Source organism: Nocardia sp. NPDC051321, from assembly GCF_044455225.1.
Taxonomy (GTDB): domain Bacteria; phylum Actinomycetota; class Actinomycetes; order Mycobacteriales; family Mycobacteriaceae; genus Nocardia.
Map to the genome: position 1 here is coordinate 176250 of NZ_JBITEM010000016.1, position 14069 is coordinate 190318.

Consider the following 14069-nt stretch of genomic DNA (forward strand, 5'->3'; position numbering starts at 1 on the left):
CGCAGTCGTAGGATCAATTCTGGTTACCGCTCTACCACCTTATCGACAGCAGCGTTATTGCCATGAGGCAAGCGGTTCGCGTGCTTCTCTTCCGGGACCGCTTGGCGCACAGGCCATTCGAAGACTTCGAGGAGAGCAGCATGCGTACCGAAGGTGATACCTGGGACATCGTCAGCAGCGTCGGGATGACCGCGCTGTTCGTCGCGGCCGCGCGAGCGGTCGAGTCGAAACGACCCGACGCCCTGGTCCACGACCAATTCGCCGAGTTGTTCGTCGCGGCCGCAGGCGATCCAGAGCTACGGGAGCAGAGCCCGCTCGGCACCGAATTCATGGGATTGCGCAGCAAGTTCTTCGACAATCTCTTTCTTACCGCGGCCGAGGACGGCGTGCGGCAAGCGGTGATTCTGGCCGCCGGGCTCGATGCCCGCGCCTACCGCCTTAACTGGCCGCAGGGCATGGTCGTCTACGAGATCGACCAGCCCAAGGTGCTGGAATTCAAGCGGCAGGTACTCGCCGACGCGGGCGCCACACCCAGAGCCGAACGCCGAGAGGTGGCCGTCGACCTGCGGGAGAACTGGCCCGCCGCGCTCATCGAGGAGGGCTTCGATCCCACCGTGCCCACGGTGTGGTCTGCCGAGGGTCTGCTCCCGTATCTGCCAGGCGCGGCGCAAGACGCGCTGTTCGCCCGGATCGCTCAGCTCTCCGCGCCCGGCAGCAGGCTGGCCAGCGACGCCTTCGACCCCGACGTCGACCTCACGCGGCTCGCCGAGTTCCAGGCCGAGCAACTGCGCGACACCCCGTTCGGGAAGATCGACATCACCAGCCTGTTCTACACCGACGATCGCTCGGATCCGGCCGAGTGGCTGACGAATCAAGGCTGGGCCACCACCACCGTGGCGCCCGAGGAACTGGCCGAGCGTTACGACCGGCCGCTCTCCGCCGTCCTCGAGCCGTTCGCCGAGATGTTCAACAGCATCAAGTATTTGAGCGCCGTCAAGCCCTCCTGATCGCCCACTCCGATGGGGCCGCCGTCTATGGCGGCCCCATTGTCACGCCTGGTTCGCGATCAGGGTGGCGGCGAGCGTGATGGCGCCGGGGCCGGTCAGCTGCGACGCCGCCGCCGTGCGGCCGGTCGCGAGCAAGAGCAACGCGCCAGCGGTTCCCTCGACGAGCAGACCGTCACCGGCCGACCACTCGATGTCGGTGGCCACCAGGCGATAGCCCGACAACCGCTCGTCGATGCCGAACCGGTCGCCGGTCGCCCACACCCGATCCAGCGCCGATCGTGCTGGTACGGACGGCATCTCGCGGGTGATGCCGAGCGGCAGAGCGATGTCTTGAACGTGCACGAGCATGTCGAGCAGCCGGTCCGTAGGGACCGTGCCGATCGGGAAGAATCGCGAGGGCACGCTGGCGCGCAGCTCCGAGTGCAGCTGCCGCGTGCTGACGCTGTCGGCGTGCCGAATGGCGGTGTCCCGCAACGCCCCGTGCACGCTGCCGCGGGCGCGGAGCAGGTTGACCAGTATCCAGCCGAGATTCGCGCGCGTGCACAGCACCACATGCGCGACCACATCACGGACTCGCCAGTCCGCGCACAGGGATTCGTGATCCCAGTCGGACTCGGTGCGGTCGGCGAGCAGGTCGGCCATGCGCTGTCGCTCGGCGGCGACCGCGCGCCAAGTCTGCTCGGTCGTCATGGATTCGATGTCTTTCATAGCTCGACCCTCTCTCTCGAAGTTCCATTACCGTAAGAACTCCACCCGAGTGGAGGTGCAAGCTACTGTGACCGAGGACACACTTCACGATGTGGTGAGCATCGGCGAGTTGGCCCGGCGCACCGGCGTGCCCGTTCGGACCATTCGGTTCTACTGCGACAGCGGGATTCTGCAGTACCACCGAACCGGTGGCGGCCATCGGGTGTTCGACGCCGCCGCGACCGATCGGCTGCTGCTGGTGCGCCGATTGCGGGCCATGGGTGTGCCGCTTTCCGCGATCGTGCGGGTGCTGGATGGTAGCGAGACGATCAGCGAGGCGGCCGCGGCCGAACGCGTCGCGCTCGACGCCGAGCTCGAGGCGCTGCGCTGGCGGCGCGCGGCGCTGTACGCCATCGAGAGCGCACCGCCCGACGAGCGGGCCGGACGCCTGAAACTGCTTGCCGCCGTGCACGACCGGGGCGCGGTGATCGACAGCGTCGTCGCGTTCTGGCGGCCCATCCTGGTTCCGCTGCCGCGGGAGGAGTTCGATTCGTTCATCGACATGAACGTGCCGCCACTGCCGAGCGAGCCGGCCCCCGCTCAGGTCGTCGCCTACGCCGAGCTCACCACCCTCACCACCGATCCGCGCGTCAAAAAGGCGATGACACAGCAGATTTGGCGATCGGATGGGGACCGAATCCGCGATCGCCTGCAGTTCGTGACGTCGGTCGCCGACGCGTTCGAGATCGCGGCCCCGCTCGTCGCCGCCCACGAAATCCCGCACCCAGGCCCCGAACTCGACCAGTACGTGCATGCGCACGCGGCGGCCAGGCGGGAACGCGATACGCCCGGATTCCGGCGGGCGCTACTCAGCACCGGTACGACAGATACCGATCCGCGGCTGCAACGCTTCTGGCGGCTCACCGCCGATATCACCGGCACGGAGACCACCGTGGGGGCCGTCCACTATTGGCTGCTCGAGGCGCTGCGGCAGACAGTCTGAAGCCGCTCCCGGCCCGATGATCCGGGCAAACACGAAGCGGCTGAAGACTTTATGGAGTTTGTACCGGCTGGTTAGCGGTCGCGGCCTGCGGCAGGAGTTGACGTCTTCCGGCTGGTCCGAGCGCGGCGGCGAGCGGCCTGCAGTTCGGCGAGTTCCTGTTCGAGGATCTCGGCGATGCGGAACTGGCCGGTGTCGTGGATCTCCGGGGTGGCCGGAGTTTCCTTGCCGGACTTGGCATCGGCTGCGGTGCCTGCCTTTTCGTCGGCCGGGGCGGGCTGCCGCTTGATGGCGGCGGTGGTGGCGCTCGCCGCGGCGGTCGCGGACGGGCGGTCCGTCGCTGTCGCGGTGGGCTTGGTCGGCGTGGCCGGGGCGGCCACCCGCGCGGCGATCTTGGTCGGCGTGGCCGGGTCCGCCTGCTGCGCGGCGATCTTGGTCGGCGTGGCCGACTTCGAGGGCGCCGAGGTGACCGGCTTGGTGGCCGCCGGGGTGGCGGACTTGGTCGGCTCGCTGGCGCCGTTCGCCGGGGTGATCGGCTTACTGTCGACCCCGTTGCGCTTTTCGCCGTTCACCGGAGCGGTCGACTTGCTCTGCACGACCGGCTCGTCGGCCTGGACCGGCTTGGAAGTACCGAAGGCGGTGCCATTTTCGGACTTCGGCACGGACCTGGTCTCGGCCGCGCTGTCGGTGAGATCGCTGCCGAGGGTCGCCGCGGCCACGACTTTCGCCGACGGTGCCGGGGCCGCCGAGCGGAAGGCGGACCGGGTCGGCGCGGGGGTCTCGGGTGCCGTGTCGTCCTCGTCGGCGAGCAGCACGGCCGGCGCGTCTTCGATCTCCGGATCAACGACCGGTGCCGCGTTCAATTCCGCGAGCGGGTCCGGTTCGGCCTCGACGGTCAGTTCGGCGAACGAGTTGGACGCCATCATCTCCGCGGCGGCCGGACGTCGCATCCGGTAGCTGGCGAGCGTGGGCAGCGTGCGGCGGATCTGCTCGGCCGGGTCGGGCAGATCCCGGACCTGGTCGGTGGCACGGTGGATAGCGAGGCCGTAGCGCGCGCTGGCGGCGTCGTGGATGAGCAGCGAGACGCCGATCATCACCGGCGCGACGGCGTGCACGGCGGCGTCGTACCAGTGCTCGGCGCGCAGGTACGGATACGTGTTCAGGGTGACGGTCAGTCCGAGCAGGGCGACCTCCGCGGCGACCACCTGCTTGCGGTTGTCTACGACACCCCACTCGGCCACCTTGTTGGTGCCGATCATGATGATGATCAGGCAGACGCTGATCATCCCTTCCAGCAGGTAGCTGAACCAATACAGCGGGTCACCAGGCCCGCCGGGCGCGATGTTGTGCTGGACGTTGACCGCGGACCACAGCATGCCCGCCGCGACGACACCGGCCAGCGCGCGCAGTGACCAGGCGCGGTGCCGATATAGGGAGGCCAGTTTGGCATGCGGGCTCGACTCGCGGCGCTGTGCGGCAATTGCCTTGCGGGCCACCAGGAGATCTCGCATGTCGGCCTTCTCGATCGCTTCGGTGGTCTGCCTGGCGCGGTCGGCCGCTCCCGCGGCGGCTTGAGCCTCTTTCCAGCGTTGACCACGGTCTTGCCCGCGAATCTTCTCGGCGAGCTCACGTTCGGCCAGCAGCTCATCCTCGGAGAGCGCTTCGGTCAACGCGGGATCGAATTGGTATGCCAGCCGGCCACGGGCCTTCTCGACCCGCCGCGCCAGCTGTGTGACCTCGTCCTCAATGGGATGCTGGATGGTCATTTCGGCTCCAAGAGGAGATTCGATGGCAGACAAGTGATCACGCGTGGGAAGGCTACATCGCATTCGCCGTCGACGCACCGTTGCCAGCGAAAACCGTCGATTTGCCGGGAGAATGCGGCGTGCCGCGACCGCGTTTCCTGGATGATCATAGAACAGGCACGACGATCCGCAACCGCGGAGTTGCCCACCATCGATAGCCGAGGACGCTGGACGGACGCTGTGCGGCGCCGGTCACTCGACGCCGAGTGTCCTTGCACCGTCGGCGAATACGGCGAGGTCAGGAACGGCACGACTTCACTATGCCCGTTTCGCCGGACTCTGCACGATGAAACTCGCTGCGGTCGTGGCGCTCCCGCCGATGTTGAGGGTGGCGAACCGGTGCGCGTCCGGCACTTGGTACGCTCCTGCTTTCCCGGTGACCTGTTTGTAGGCATCGAGTACCATTCGTACACCAGTCGCACCAACAGGATGACCACCACCGATCAATCCGCCGCCGGGGTTGACCGGCAATCGGCCGTCACGCGCTATATCGCCGCCCGCCACGGCTTTCCAGCTTTCGCCGGGACCGGTGATGCCGAGATGATCTATCGCCATGTACTCGGACATGGAGAAACAGTCGTGTACCTCGATGCCGTCCACCGCGTCGATATCGGGCAACCCGGCCCGGCCCAGCGCGTCGAGCACCGTCTGGCGCACGTGCGGAAACACATACGGATCGTCGGCGGCGACGCGAAGCTTGTGCGCCAACGGCAGGCCCGCGGTGCGATGACCCCAGCCACTGATCATGGCGCGCTCGCCGGGCCGTAAATCGGTGCGCCGCGCCAAGAATCGATCCGACACCACGATCACGGCGGCGGCGCCGTCGGTCATCTGACTGCAATCCTGACGGCGCAGGCGACCGGCCACCGGCGGGTTCGCCGCGTCGTCGGTGCCGAAACTGTCCGGGGTGAATGTCCAATTCCTGGTCTGCGCAAGCGGGTTGGCGCGTGCGTTGGCGATGTTGAGCTCGCTGATCGCGCGCAGGTGGGTGTCGTCGAGCCCGTAGCGCCGGTCGTATTCGTCGGCGAGTTCAGCGAACATGGTGGGCCACACGAACTTCGTGTCCCGCGCCTCGTGCCCGACCCAGGCGGCGGCACCGAGATATCCCGCTGCCTCGTCGCCGGGCACGGTCTTCTCCAGTTCCGCGCCGATCACCAGCGCGCAGTCGTAGCGACCCGATTCCAGGTCGGCCATCGCGGCGAGCAGCGCCATACTGCCGGAGGCGCAGGCGGCTTCGTGCCTACTCGCCGGGACGCCCCACAGCTCGGGGATGACCGTGGCGGGCATGCCGCCGAGTTGACCCTGCCCGGTGAACAACTGGCCGAACGCGTTACCGACATGGATCACGCCGATTTCGGCAGCCTCGATGTCGGTCTCGGCGAGGGTCGCCTCGACCACGGCGCCGACGAGCGCGTCGAATCCTTTGCCGTCGCGGTGCCAGTTGACGGCGAAATCGGTTTGGCTGCCGCCCAGTAGGTGGATAGTGCTGGTGGACATCAAAACTCCCGTATGTCGGTGATAGACAGCAATGCGGCGTTGCGGAATCCGGTCAAGCCGGGCCCTCGATAAGCGTCGCCCGCAGCTCGCGACGCAGCAGCTTGCCGACCGGGTTGCGGGGCAACATGTCGACGATCTCCAGCCGTTCCGGCAATTTGAACGACGCCACCTCTCGAGCGCGCAAGTGCTCGACCAGGCCGTCCAACGTCACCGTCGCCCCGGGCTCGGGAACGACGAAGGCGCAACACTTCTCGCCGAGCACCGGATCGGGATAGCCGACCACCGCCACCTCGGCGACGCCGGGACCGTCCGCGAGCAACCCCTCGATCTCGGCGGGGGCAATGTTCATGCCGCCGCGGATGATGATCTCCTTGATCCGGTCGACGAACCGCAGATACCGGCCGTCCACGCCGCACAGCTCGAATACGTCTCCACTGCACAAAAACCCGTCCTCGTCGAACGGTTCGGTCGTCGCGGTGCCCGGCAGATAGCCGCCGAACACGGCCGGGCCCGCGAGCCGGAGTTCGCCGATGCCACCGACTTCGGTGACCGGCGCGCCGGTGCGCACGTCGACGAGCTTGACCCGGGTGCTCTCGGCGAGCCGGGTGGCCCAGCGAACGCCCGGTGCGCCGTAGCGCGGCAGGTATTGCGCTCGGCTGACCGGATCAGGAAAGTCGACGGGTGCGCCGAGCAGCGACACGCCCTCGTTGGAGCCGAAGAAGTTGAGTACCTCGATGCCGAGGTCGTACTGCCAGCCACGAACCACGCTGGGCGGCAACGGCGCACCGCCGGAACCGACGCGTCGCAGCGAGGACAGGTCGGCCGAGGCGCGCAATGCCTCGTTGTGCAGCAGCATCGTCAGCAGCGCGGGCGGCATGCTGGTGTGCGTCACCCGGTGGCGCGCGATCTGTCCGAGGAACACCGGCAGGTCGAGCGGCTGGTGCTGCACCAGCTGCCCGCCGGTGATCAGCCACGGCAGGAACGACGCCGCGAAGCCCGCCATGTTGACCATGGGAAAGGGGTTGAGCAGCACCGACTCCGGGGTGAGGTGTAGTCCGTCCTGCACGCCCCAGGCCATGGCGAGCCAGTCGCCGTGGCAGCGTGGGATGCCCTTGGGCGCGGCCTCGGTGCCGCTGGTCCAGCAGATGGTGACCCGGTCGTTCACCGAAACCGTCAGTCCGCGAACATAGCGGCGCAGGCGCTCCCGATCGGCGGCATCGACCGGCTCGTCCAGTGCGATCGCGTTATCCGGCACGGCGGGGCCGAATGCGAAGACGATGCGCGAGCCTGCGGCCACTTCCAATGCCTCGCAGGCGAGTTCGCGTCCCGACAGCTCGCCCGTGGTGATGATCGCCGTAGCGTCGGCCACGGCGACGATGCCGGACAGCTCATGGCGGCGGTACGAGGCGGGCATGGGTGTCGCGACCGCGCCGAGCCGCCACAGCGCGAAGTAGGTGGCGGTCAACGCGATCGAGTTCGGCAGCAGGACCGCGACGGCATCGCCCTGCCGAATGCCGTTGCGGTACAGCGTCGCCGCGAGATCGATACAGTGCTCATCGAGTTCGCGCCAGGACAGGGTTCGCGGCTGTGCTCCGGTCAACGCGGCGAGGTTGGCGGGGTCGGTGACGGCGGGCGCGTCCGGTGCCGTGTCGATCCGGCGCTGAAAGAGTTCCGGCAGCGTATCCGGCTGCCACCAGCCGCGATCGAGATACTGGCGCACCCGGTCCTCGGGGTGACAGGTGGGTATCGAGACGGCGGAATCAGTGGGGTCGGTGATCGGCGACTCGGCCATGGTGTTCCTTCAATTCAGACGCCGCAGCACTACCGCGGCGCCCAGCCCGAGGGCCGCGGGAATGGTGACCAGCGCGTATTCGCCGCCCGTGCGCGTGAGTGCGTCGAGCGCTTGGACGATGAGGTTGCCGCCGGTCGCACCGAGCGGATGTCCGACCGCGAGGGCGCCGCCGGTCGGATTGACCAGCGCCGGGTCGAGGTCGAGGTCCCTGGCGAGCAGAATCGGTGTGACAGCGAAGGATTCGTTGGCTTCCACCACGTCCAGGTCCGCGGCGGTGATACCGGCGCGGGTGAGCGCGAGCCGTGCCGCGGCGGCCGGTGCGGTCAGCAGTGGTGAGCGCACTGCGGTCTGCGCCGTGCCGATGATCTCGGCGATCGGCGGGCGGCCGAGTACCGTTGCGGCGTGCGGGTTTCCGACGACTACGGCGGAGGCGCCGTCGGCGAGCTGCGGCGCGGTCGCGATCGTGTGCAGGCCGTCCGCCGGGTGCGGCGAGCCGGGCAGGCGGCGGGCTACCCGCTGCCATGCGGGATCGTCGCCGAACAGGGCGGGTAGTGCGGCGAAGGCGTCGAGGTTCGCGTCGGGGCGGGCGCCCTCGTCGGCGTCGAGCAGCACGGTGCCGCCCTTCCGGACCGGTACCACCGATTCGGAACTCGGTGCGGCGGTTGCTCTCTGATGCGATTGCACGGCGTAGGCATCGAGTTCGGCCTGGGTGACGCCGTGGGCGGCGGCGGTGAGATCGGCGGATACTCCGATCGTCACGAATCCGGTGCGTTCACCGAGGTCGACGTCCGTCGCGATGGCGGGTCGATCCGACAGCATCGGCACCCGGGACATCGACTCGACCCCGCCCGCGACGATCACATCGGCGAAGCCCGCGGCGACCCTGGCCGCCGCACTCTCGACCGCGTCGAGGCCCGAGCAGCACAGTCGTGACACCACGCCGCCGGGCACCCGGTCCGGCCAGCCCGCCCACAGCGCCGCCGCACGCGCGAGGTTTCCGCCCTGCTCCCCCACCGTCGTGTTGCAGCCGACCAGGATGTCGTCGACGGAATCCGGGCTGAGCGAGCGGCTTTCGAGTGCGACCAATAACTGACCGAACAGCTCGTAGGGTGGTAGCTCGGCGAGCGTGCCGCCCGCTTTGCGGACACGTGCGCGGGGTAGCCGGATCGCGTCGTAGATGTAGGCGCCGGGTAACGCGTCAGTCATGGTCGATCCTCGCCAGGGTCTCGAGCGTGTGATGTCCCGCCGGGTCCTCGGCCGAAGTGGCTGGTACGACGACGATTTCGTCGGCCCCCGCGCTGCGGTAGGCGTCGAGTCGGCGGATCAGGGTGGCATCGTCGCCGAACATGCCTACGGCCGCGGGTAGTTCGTCGGGCACGGCTGCCAGGATGTCGCGCGGATGTGCGCCGCTGTGTGCGAGACGCACGACCTCGCCGAAGCCCGCCTCCTCGAACATGGCGTCATAACCAGGTGCACGCAGATAGCCCACCACGCCGCGGCGGACAGTCGCGAGCATGTCGGGTGTCGGATCTGCGGCGGCGGTGACCCATACCGAGATCGCCGGGCTGGGTATGCCCGCCGCTGCCGCGGCCTCGCGCACCGACGCGGCGCATCGTGAAACCTGTTCTGGGGTAACCAGGTTCAGTACCACGCGATCGGCGGTACGAGCCGCCGCCGCCAGGGCACGCGTACCGAAGGCGGCCACCGTGATCGACGAGTGCGGTGCTGCGAGACGGAGCCGGTAGCCCGTGGTGCGCTCCACCTCCCCCGTGTAATCGACCTTGTCGCCCGCGAGCAGCCCCCGGAGGATGCGGGCCGAGTCTTCTAGATGCGCTGCGGTGCGCTGTCTTTCGCGGCCATGCCAGCCACTGACGACGACCGTGCTCGAACTGCCGATGGCGACATCGACCGATCGGCCGGTGAGTGCCGCGACGCTCGCAACACCCATGGCGATGGTGGCCGGACTGCGGACATCGACCGCAAACGGCCCGAGACACAGCGGAATTCGGCCGGGCGCCAGCCCGATCGCGGTGGCCAGCGCGAAGGCGTCGAAGGTCGCCATCTCGCCGATCCACAGGCGGTGATAGCCCAGCTTCTCCGCCGCCTCGGCGACGGCAAGGGCGTCCAACGGAGCGCGGTCCTGCCAATACGGCAGGCTCACGCTGAGTTGGCGGTCGTCGCCGCTCACTCGGCCGACTGTGCCGCCGCGCGCATCCGCGCACCGCTGACCCAGGTGGCGTGGAAGCCGAGGGGCACTCGGGTCGGCAGGCCGAGGCGGCACACCGGCCCAACGGCCAGGTCGGCGGCGTCGTAGATCCAGACCTCCGACAGCTGGGTGTGGCTGTTGAACGCGAACATGGTGAGCCAGGCGTCGTCCTCGTCGCGCGCGTCCGGTCGCGGGACCACGGTGAGCTCGCTGCCGAAGAAACCGTCGCCGAACGGCTGGGTCTGCTTGGCGCCGGTGCGCAGGTCGTACTTGATCACGGCGTCGAAAAGCATTGTGCTGTCGACCGATAGCCGCATTTGATAGGACCAGCGGCCGCGCTGGCCGGTGCTGCCCTGATCGATGGCCGGGAATTCGGTGTTGACGTCGTCCATGGTCTCTTCGATCGTGGCGCCGGTGCGCAAGTTGAAGCGGTACTTGTGCAGCTTCGCCTCGGGGCGCAGGTAGGCAAGCAACTGGGCAAGCGGGTTCGCGCGATCCGACACCGGGCTCGGCTTGGACACGCGGCAGACCACCATGACGATCTCGTCGCCGTCCTCCCACGAGTTGACCGTGTGATAGATGTAGCCGGGCGCGGCCTCGAACCAGCGCACCTGGGTGCCGTCGCCGCGCCGGGGCAGCACCGCGAAACGGCTGGGCAGCGTGCGGTCGAAGAACAGCTTGAATCGGCCCGCCGCGGCGGCCCTCGGGTCGTTGTACAGCGGCAGATCCATCAGGATCGAGTAGTTCTCGGTGATCGCCATGTCGTGCGGCAACCGAGGGCCAGGCAGCTCGAGGCCGGTGTAGTGGGTGACCGTGCCCGACGGGTCGGCGATGCCGTAGCGCAGGTAGGGCGCGTGGATGCCGTAATCGAAGAAGATGAACTCCTCGGTGCGCTCGTCGACCTTGGCGTGCGCGGAGATCTCGCCGGGCAGCGTGCCGCCGAAGGTGTCGACGCCGCGGGTCTCCAGGCTGATCGGGTCCAGCGCATAGGGTTTGCCCGCGCGGTACCACAGCGACAGCAGGTTGCCGTGATGGAAGACGACGTCGGTGTTGGCGGAGTTGCGCTCGCGGCGATCGCCCGGCGGGTTGTCGTCCCACGGCTCGATCACGCCGCGCCACAACGCGGTTCCGGCGGCGCGCTCGGCCTCGAACTCGGCAGTGCGGATGTAGCGGTTGCGGTAGGTGGCCTTGCCGTTCTCGAAGTGCACCGCGTGCAACATGCCGTCGCCGTCGAACCAGTGGTAGCGGCCGATCGGCGCGAACTGGGGGTTGGGGCCGTTGCGGACGTAGACGCCGTCGAGGTCGGCGGGGAGTTCGCCGTGCAGGACGGCGAGGTCGGTCGCGGTGATCTCGTCGGGGGTCGGCGCGTACATACCCGCCAGATACGGGTTGGTCAGCGCTTGCGCGGCCGGCGCGATGAGTTCTTCCTTGAGCGTCATGAGTTGCGTACCCTTCACTACAGTTACCGAAGTGATACGCGTCTCAATGCGGGGGTGTCAAGAGGTGCTGGTCGGCGACTCGAGCGAGGCGCTCGAGGACTGGTTGCGAGACCGGTTCGAAGCGGACGTCGGCACGCTCGAGTCTGGCGTCGCAGCCGCGGCAGCGCAGCGCGGGCACCAGGTCGGCGCCGCATTCGCGATGCCGGATGCGCAGACCCGGCTCCGGTGCGCCGGGATGCGCGAGTGCGGACCAGGAGAGCAGGAACGCGTAGATCGCGAACAGTGCGCGGCCGCGTGGGGTAAGCCGGTATTCGCGTCCGGCGCCGTCGCCGGATCGGCGCAGGATCTCGGCGTCACAGAGGCGGGACAGTCGCTCGGTCAAAGTGGTCGGCGACATGTTCATCGCCGTGCGGAACGCGCTGAACCTTCGCACGCCTGCCAAGGCGAGGCCGGTCACGGTGGCGCTCCAGCGGTCGCCGATCGCCTCCATGACCTCGTCGAACCGCATGTCGGTTCGGGCGGCGACGGGCGCCCGGGCGCGGCGCCTGCCACTGGAGGTGAAGCGCCACAATGCATCGTCGCCGAGGTCGACGTCCGTATCGCGCGGAGTCACCGTGCGGCCGCAGCCACGGCACATCAGCACCGGCGGGCCGCGGTGGCCGCACGCGTCGTGCACCAGGTCGGGGTGCAGCGCGCCCTCGGCGGTCCACTCGCGCTGCCAACTCCAGACGGAGACGAGGATCTCCCAGGTGGCCATGCCGAGATCGGTGAGTAGATAGTCGAAGCGGTCGGGGGCCGCCGCCTGCGGGGTGCGAACGAAGACGCCCGCGTCGACCAAGGCGGTGAGCCGGGCGGTGAGTACGGCGGGCGGGGCGCCGGTGCGTTCGATCCACTGGTTGAACCGGCGGGTGTGGTTGACGAACGCGTGTCGCAGGATGGTCAGCGTCAGGCGGTCGCCGAGCAGGTCGAAGGTGGCCGTGACGGGATGCTGGGCGGGTTGTCCCGAGTCGATCGGCTCATCTGCCATCCGCGCGCACACCTCCCGATCTATGGCCGCCTAGTTGCACTTCATTAACTGTAGCGCTCGTCGTGGGTCAACGCGCGTTCCCTCGCTCAAGGGATGACGACGGACTCCAGTTCCAGGTCGATCTCGAGGCGGGTGAGCATCTCCCGGAACTCGCTCGCAGGATAGCGCTCGTTCTCGGTCACCAGGCCGAGGACGGTGCCGCTGCCCGGCGCCGACAGCGGACGGATTCGATCGACCACTCCCTCGATCGGGTCGAACAGCCGCAGCTCGGGCCGCGCGCGCTCGAAATAGTCACGCAGCCAAGGCAAATGCGTGCTGGACAGCGTCACCGCGTCGATGCCCGGGTGTGCCGCGAGCAGGGTGTTCAGGAATTCGCTGATCACCGTCGCGGTGTGCTCGCGACGGAACAGGAAGTCGCCACTCTCCACCAGTTCCACCAGCGACGAGGCGTTCACCGCGTGCACCCTGGCGCACGCCGGACCCGCTTCCGCGCGCAGAAATTCAACCAGCTCAACACTTTCCACCAGCGAGCGCACACCGAGGACCGCCACCTCGCCGGCCACCGCCAGCGCTTCCGTCACCGGTGGCCGCACCCCGAATATCGGGACCGGGCTGCGCAGATCGTCGAGGATGGTCACCGAAGGGGCGTTGGACGCCAACAGGATTGCGCACGGCTCGAACTCGGCGAGGAACCGCACCGCGCGGTCGACCACCGTCAGCAACTCGGTCCGATCCTTCGCGCCGTACGGGAAGCTGGCCCGGTCGGCGAGGTACACGATGTCGCGGTCGGGCAGGCGCCGATGCAACAGTTCCACCGCCGAATAACTGCCGAGGCCCGCGTCGAAGACCGCGATCGGTTGCCGTAAAGAGGTCACCAGCAGATCATGCCCGGTGGTCGCCGCGCGGTCGCCGGAGGCGCCTGACAGACTCGGCGGGTGACCAATTCTCGTGATGCGGATGCGACCCGGCTGGCTACCGAGTCGCTGCGGCAAGATGATCCAACAGGGTGGTTCGAGCGGCTGTACGCAGCGGCGGCCGATGGTGCGGCGGTGGTGCCGTGGGACGCGATGGAACCGAACGAGCTGCTGGTCGACTGGCTCGAGCGGCATGAGCGGGCCGACGGCGGGATGCGGGCAATAGTGGTCGGCTGCGGGCTGGGGCGCGATGCCGAGCACCTCGCCGCGCTGGGCTTCGAGACGACCGGGTTCGATATCGCCGAGACCGCGATACGCACCGCGCGCGAACGTTTTCCCGATTCCCCGGTGGACTATGTCGTAGCCGACCTGCTCGATCCACCCGCCGCGTGGGCGGGTGCGTTCGATCTGGTCGTCGAGTCGATCACCGTGCAGTCGCTGCCCGTCTCGTTGCGTGCGGCGGCGACCGCGAACGTCGCGCGGATGGTGGCACCCGGTGGCGAACTGGTGGTCATCGCGGGGATTCGCGAGGAAGGCGAGGAGGTGGACGGGCCGCCGTGGCCGCTCACCCGGTCCGAGATCGACGCGTTCGCGGTCGACGATCTCCGCTCGATCCGCGTCGAACAGGTATCCCCCGCAGGCCGGCCGGGATTCACCCGATGGCGCGCGGTGTTCCAGCGCGGCTGAACTTCCGC

General features: G+C 68.4%; 12 protein-coding genes. 3 read left to right on the forward strand and 9 right to left on the reverse strand.

Going from position 1 to position 14069, the window contains the following annotated elements:
• Positions 1–140 precede the first annotated feature (140 nt).
• Positions 141–1007 (forward strand): class I SAM-dependent methyltransferase, encoded by an 867-nt coding sequence (locus ACIA8C_RS34395; protein ID WP_397142024.1) that lies wholly within the window; start codon positions 141–143, stop codon positions 1005–1007.
• A gap of 42 nt (positions 1008–1049) precedes the next feature.
• On the opposite strand, the gene ACIA8C_RS34400 is transcribed toward ACIA8C_RS34395, so the two are convergent.
• Entirely contained in the window at positions 1050–1715 is a 666-nt protein-coding gene (locus ACIA8C_RS34400; protein ID WP_397142026.1) for a maleylpyruvate isomerase family mycothiol-dependent enzyme, read from the reverse strand.
• A gap of 67 nt (positions 1716–1782) precedes the next feature.
• Here ACIA8C_RS34400 and ACIA8C_RS34405 point away from each other — a divergent pair, with 67 nt between their 5' ends.
• Entirely contained in the window at positions 1783–2697 is a 915-nt protein-coding gene (locus ACIA8C_RS34405; protein ID WP_397142028.1) for a MerR family transcriptional regulator, read from the forward strand.
• Positions 2698–2768: 71 nt separating this feature from the next.
• Here the strand turns inward: ACIA8C_RS34405 and ACIA8C_RS34410 are convergent, their stop codons facing one another.
• From ACIA8C_RS34410 to ACIA8C_RS34445, 8 genes are all read right to left on the reverse strand, one after another.
• Positions 2769–4460 carry a hypothetical protein gene (locus ACIA8C_RS34410; RefSeq protein ID WP_397142030.1) on the reverse strand — a complete coding sequence of 564 codons (1692 nt, stop codon included), beginning with the start codon at positions 4458–4460 and terminating at the stop codon, positions 2769–2771.
• A 297-nt stretch (positions 4461–4757) separates the two neighbouring features.
• Positions 4758–5996, reverse strand: a complete 1239-nt coding sequence (locus ACIA8C_RS34415; protein WP_397142032.1) for an acetyl-CoA acetyltransferase — start codon at positions 5994–5996, stop codon at positions 4758–4760.
• 52 nt (positions 5997–6048) lie between these two features.
• Complete coding sequence (locus ACIA8C_RS34420) at positions 6049–7788, reverse strand: class I adenylate-forming enzyme family protein (protein ID WP_397142034.1); 1740 nt, start codon at positions 7786–7788, stop codon at positions 6049–6051.
• 9 nt (positions 7789–7797) lie between these two features.
• Positions 7798–8994, reverse strand: a complete 1197-nt coding sequence (locus ACIA8C_RS34425; RefSeq protein WP_397142036.1) for a thiolase family protein — start codon at positions 8992–8994, stop codon at positions 7798–7800.
• A complete protein-coding gene (locus ACIA8C_RS34430) occupies positions 8987–9976 on the reverse strand; it encodes an LLM class F420-dependent oxidoreductase (RefSeq protein WP_397142038.1) in 990 nt (329 codons plus the stop codon). The genes ACIA8C_RS34425 and ACIA8C_RS34430 overlap by 8 nt, the downstream gene beginning before the upstream one ends.
• Positions 9973–11433: a carotenoid oxygenase family protein gene (locus ACIA8C_RS34435; protein ID WP_397142040.1), complete on the reverse strand. Its 1461-nt coding sequence runs from the start codon at positions 11431–11433 to the stop codon at positions 9973–9975. Before ACIA8C_RS34435 ends, ACIA8C_RS34430 begins: the two co-directional genes overlap by 4 nt.
• A gap of 43 nt (positions 11434–11476) precedes the next feature.
• Entirely contained in the window at positions 11477–12460 is a 984-nt protein-coding gene (locus tag ACIA8C_RS34440) for a winged helix-turn-helix transcriptional regulator (RefSeq protein WP_397142042.1), read from the reverse strand.
• Between the two features lie 86 nt (positions 12461–12546).
• Positions 12547–13335: a glutamate racemase gene (locus ACIA8C_RS34445; RefSeq protein ID WP_397142044.1), complete on the reverse strand. Its 789-nt coding sequence runs from the start codon at positions 13333–13335 to the stop codon at positions 12547–12549.
• 60 nt (positions 13336–13395) lie between these two features.
• Here ACIA8C_RS34445 and ACIA8C_RS34450 point away from each other — a divergent pair, with 60 nt between their 5' ends.
• Entirely contained in the window at positions 13396–14061 is a 666-nt protein-coding gene (locus tag ACIA8C_RS34450) for a class I SAM-dependent methyltransferase (protein WP_397142046.1), read from the forward strand.
• Positions 14062–14069 lie beyond the last annotated feature (8 nt).

Bases quoted from the DNA above. Each gene is read 5' to 3' on its own strand.
- ACIA8C_RS34395 (WP_397142024.1), top strand. From the start codon at position 141: ATGCGTACCGAAGGTGATACCTGGGACATCGTCAGCAGCGTCGGGATG.
- ACIA8C_RS34400 (WP_397142026.1), bottom strand. From the start codon at position 1,715: ATGAAAGACATCGAATCCATGACGACCGAGCAGACTTGGCGCGCGGTC.
- ACIA8C_RS34410 (WP_397142030.1), bottom strand. From the start codon at position 4,460: ATGACCATCCAGCATCCCATTGAGGACGAGGTCACACAGCTGGCGCGG.
- ACIA8C_RS34415 (WP_397142032.1), bottom strand. From the start codon at position 5,996: ATGTCCACCAGCACTATCCACCTACTGGGCGGCAGCCAAACCGATTTC.
- ACIA8C_RS34420 (WP_397142034.1), bottom strand. From the start codon at position 7,788: ATGGCCGAGTCGCCGATCACCGACCCCACTGATTCCGCCGTCTCGATA.
- ACIA8C_RS34425 (WP_397142036.1), bottom strand. From the start codon at position 8,994: ATGACTGACGCGTTACCCGGCGCCTACATCTACGACGCGATCCGGCTA.
- ACIA8C_RS34435 (WP_397142040.1), bottom strand. From the start codon at position 11,433: ATGACGCTCAAGGAAGAACTCATCGCGCCGGCCGCGCAAGCGCTGACC.
- ACIA8C_RS34440 (WP_397142042.1), bottom strand. From the start codon at position 12,460: ATGGCAGATGAGCCGATCGACTCGGGACAACCCGCCCAGCATCCCGTC.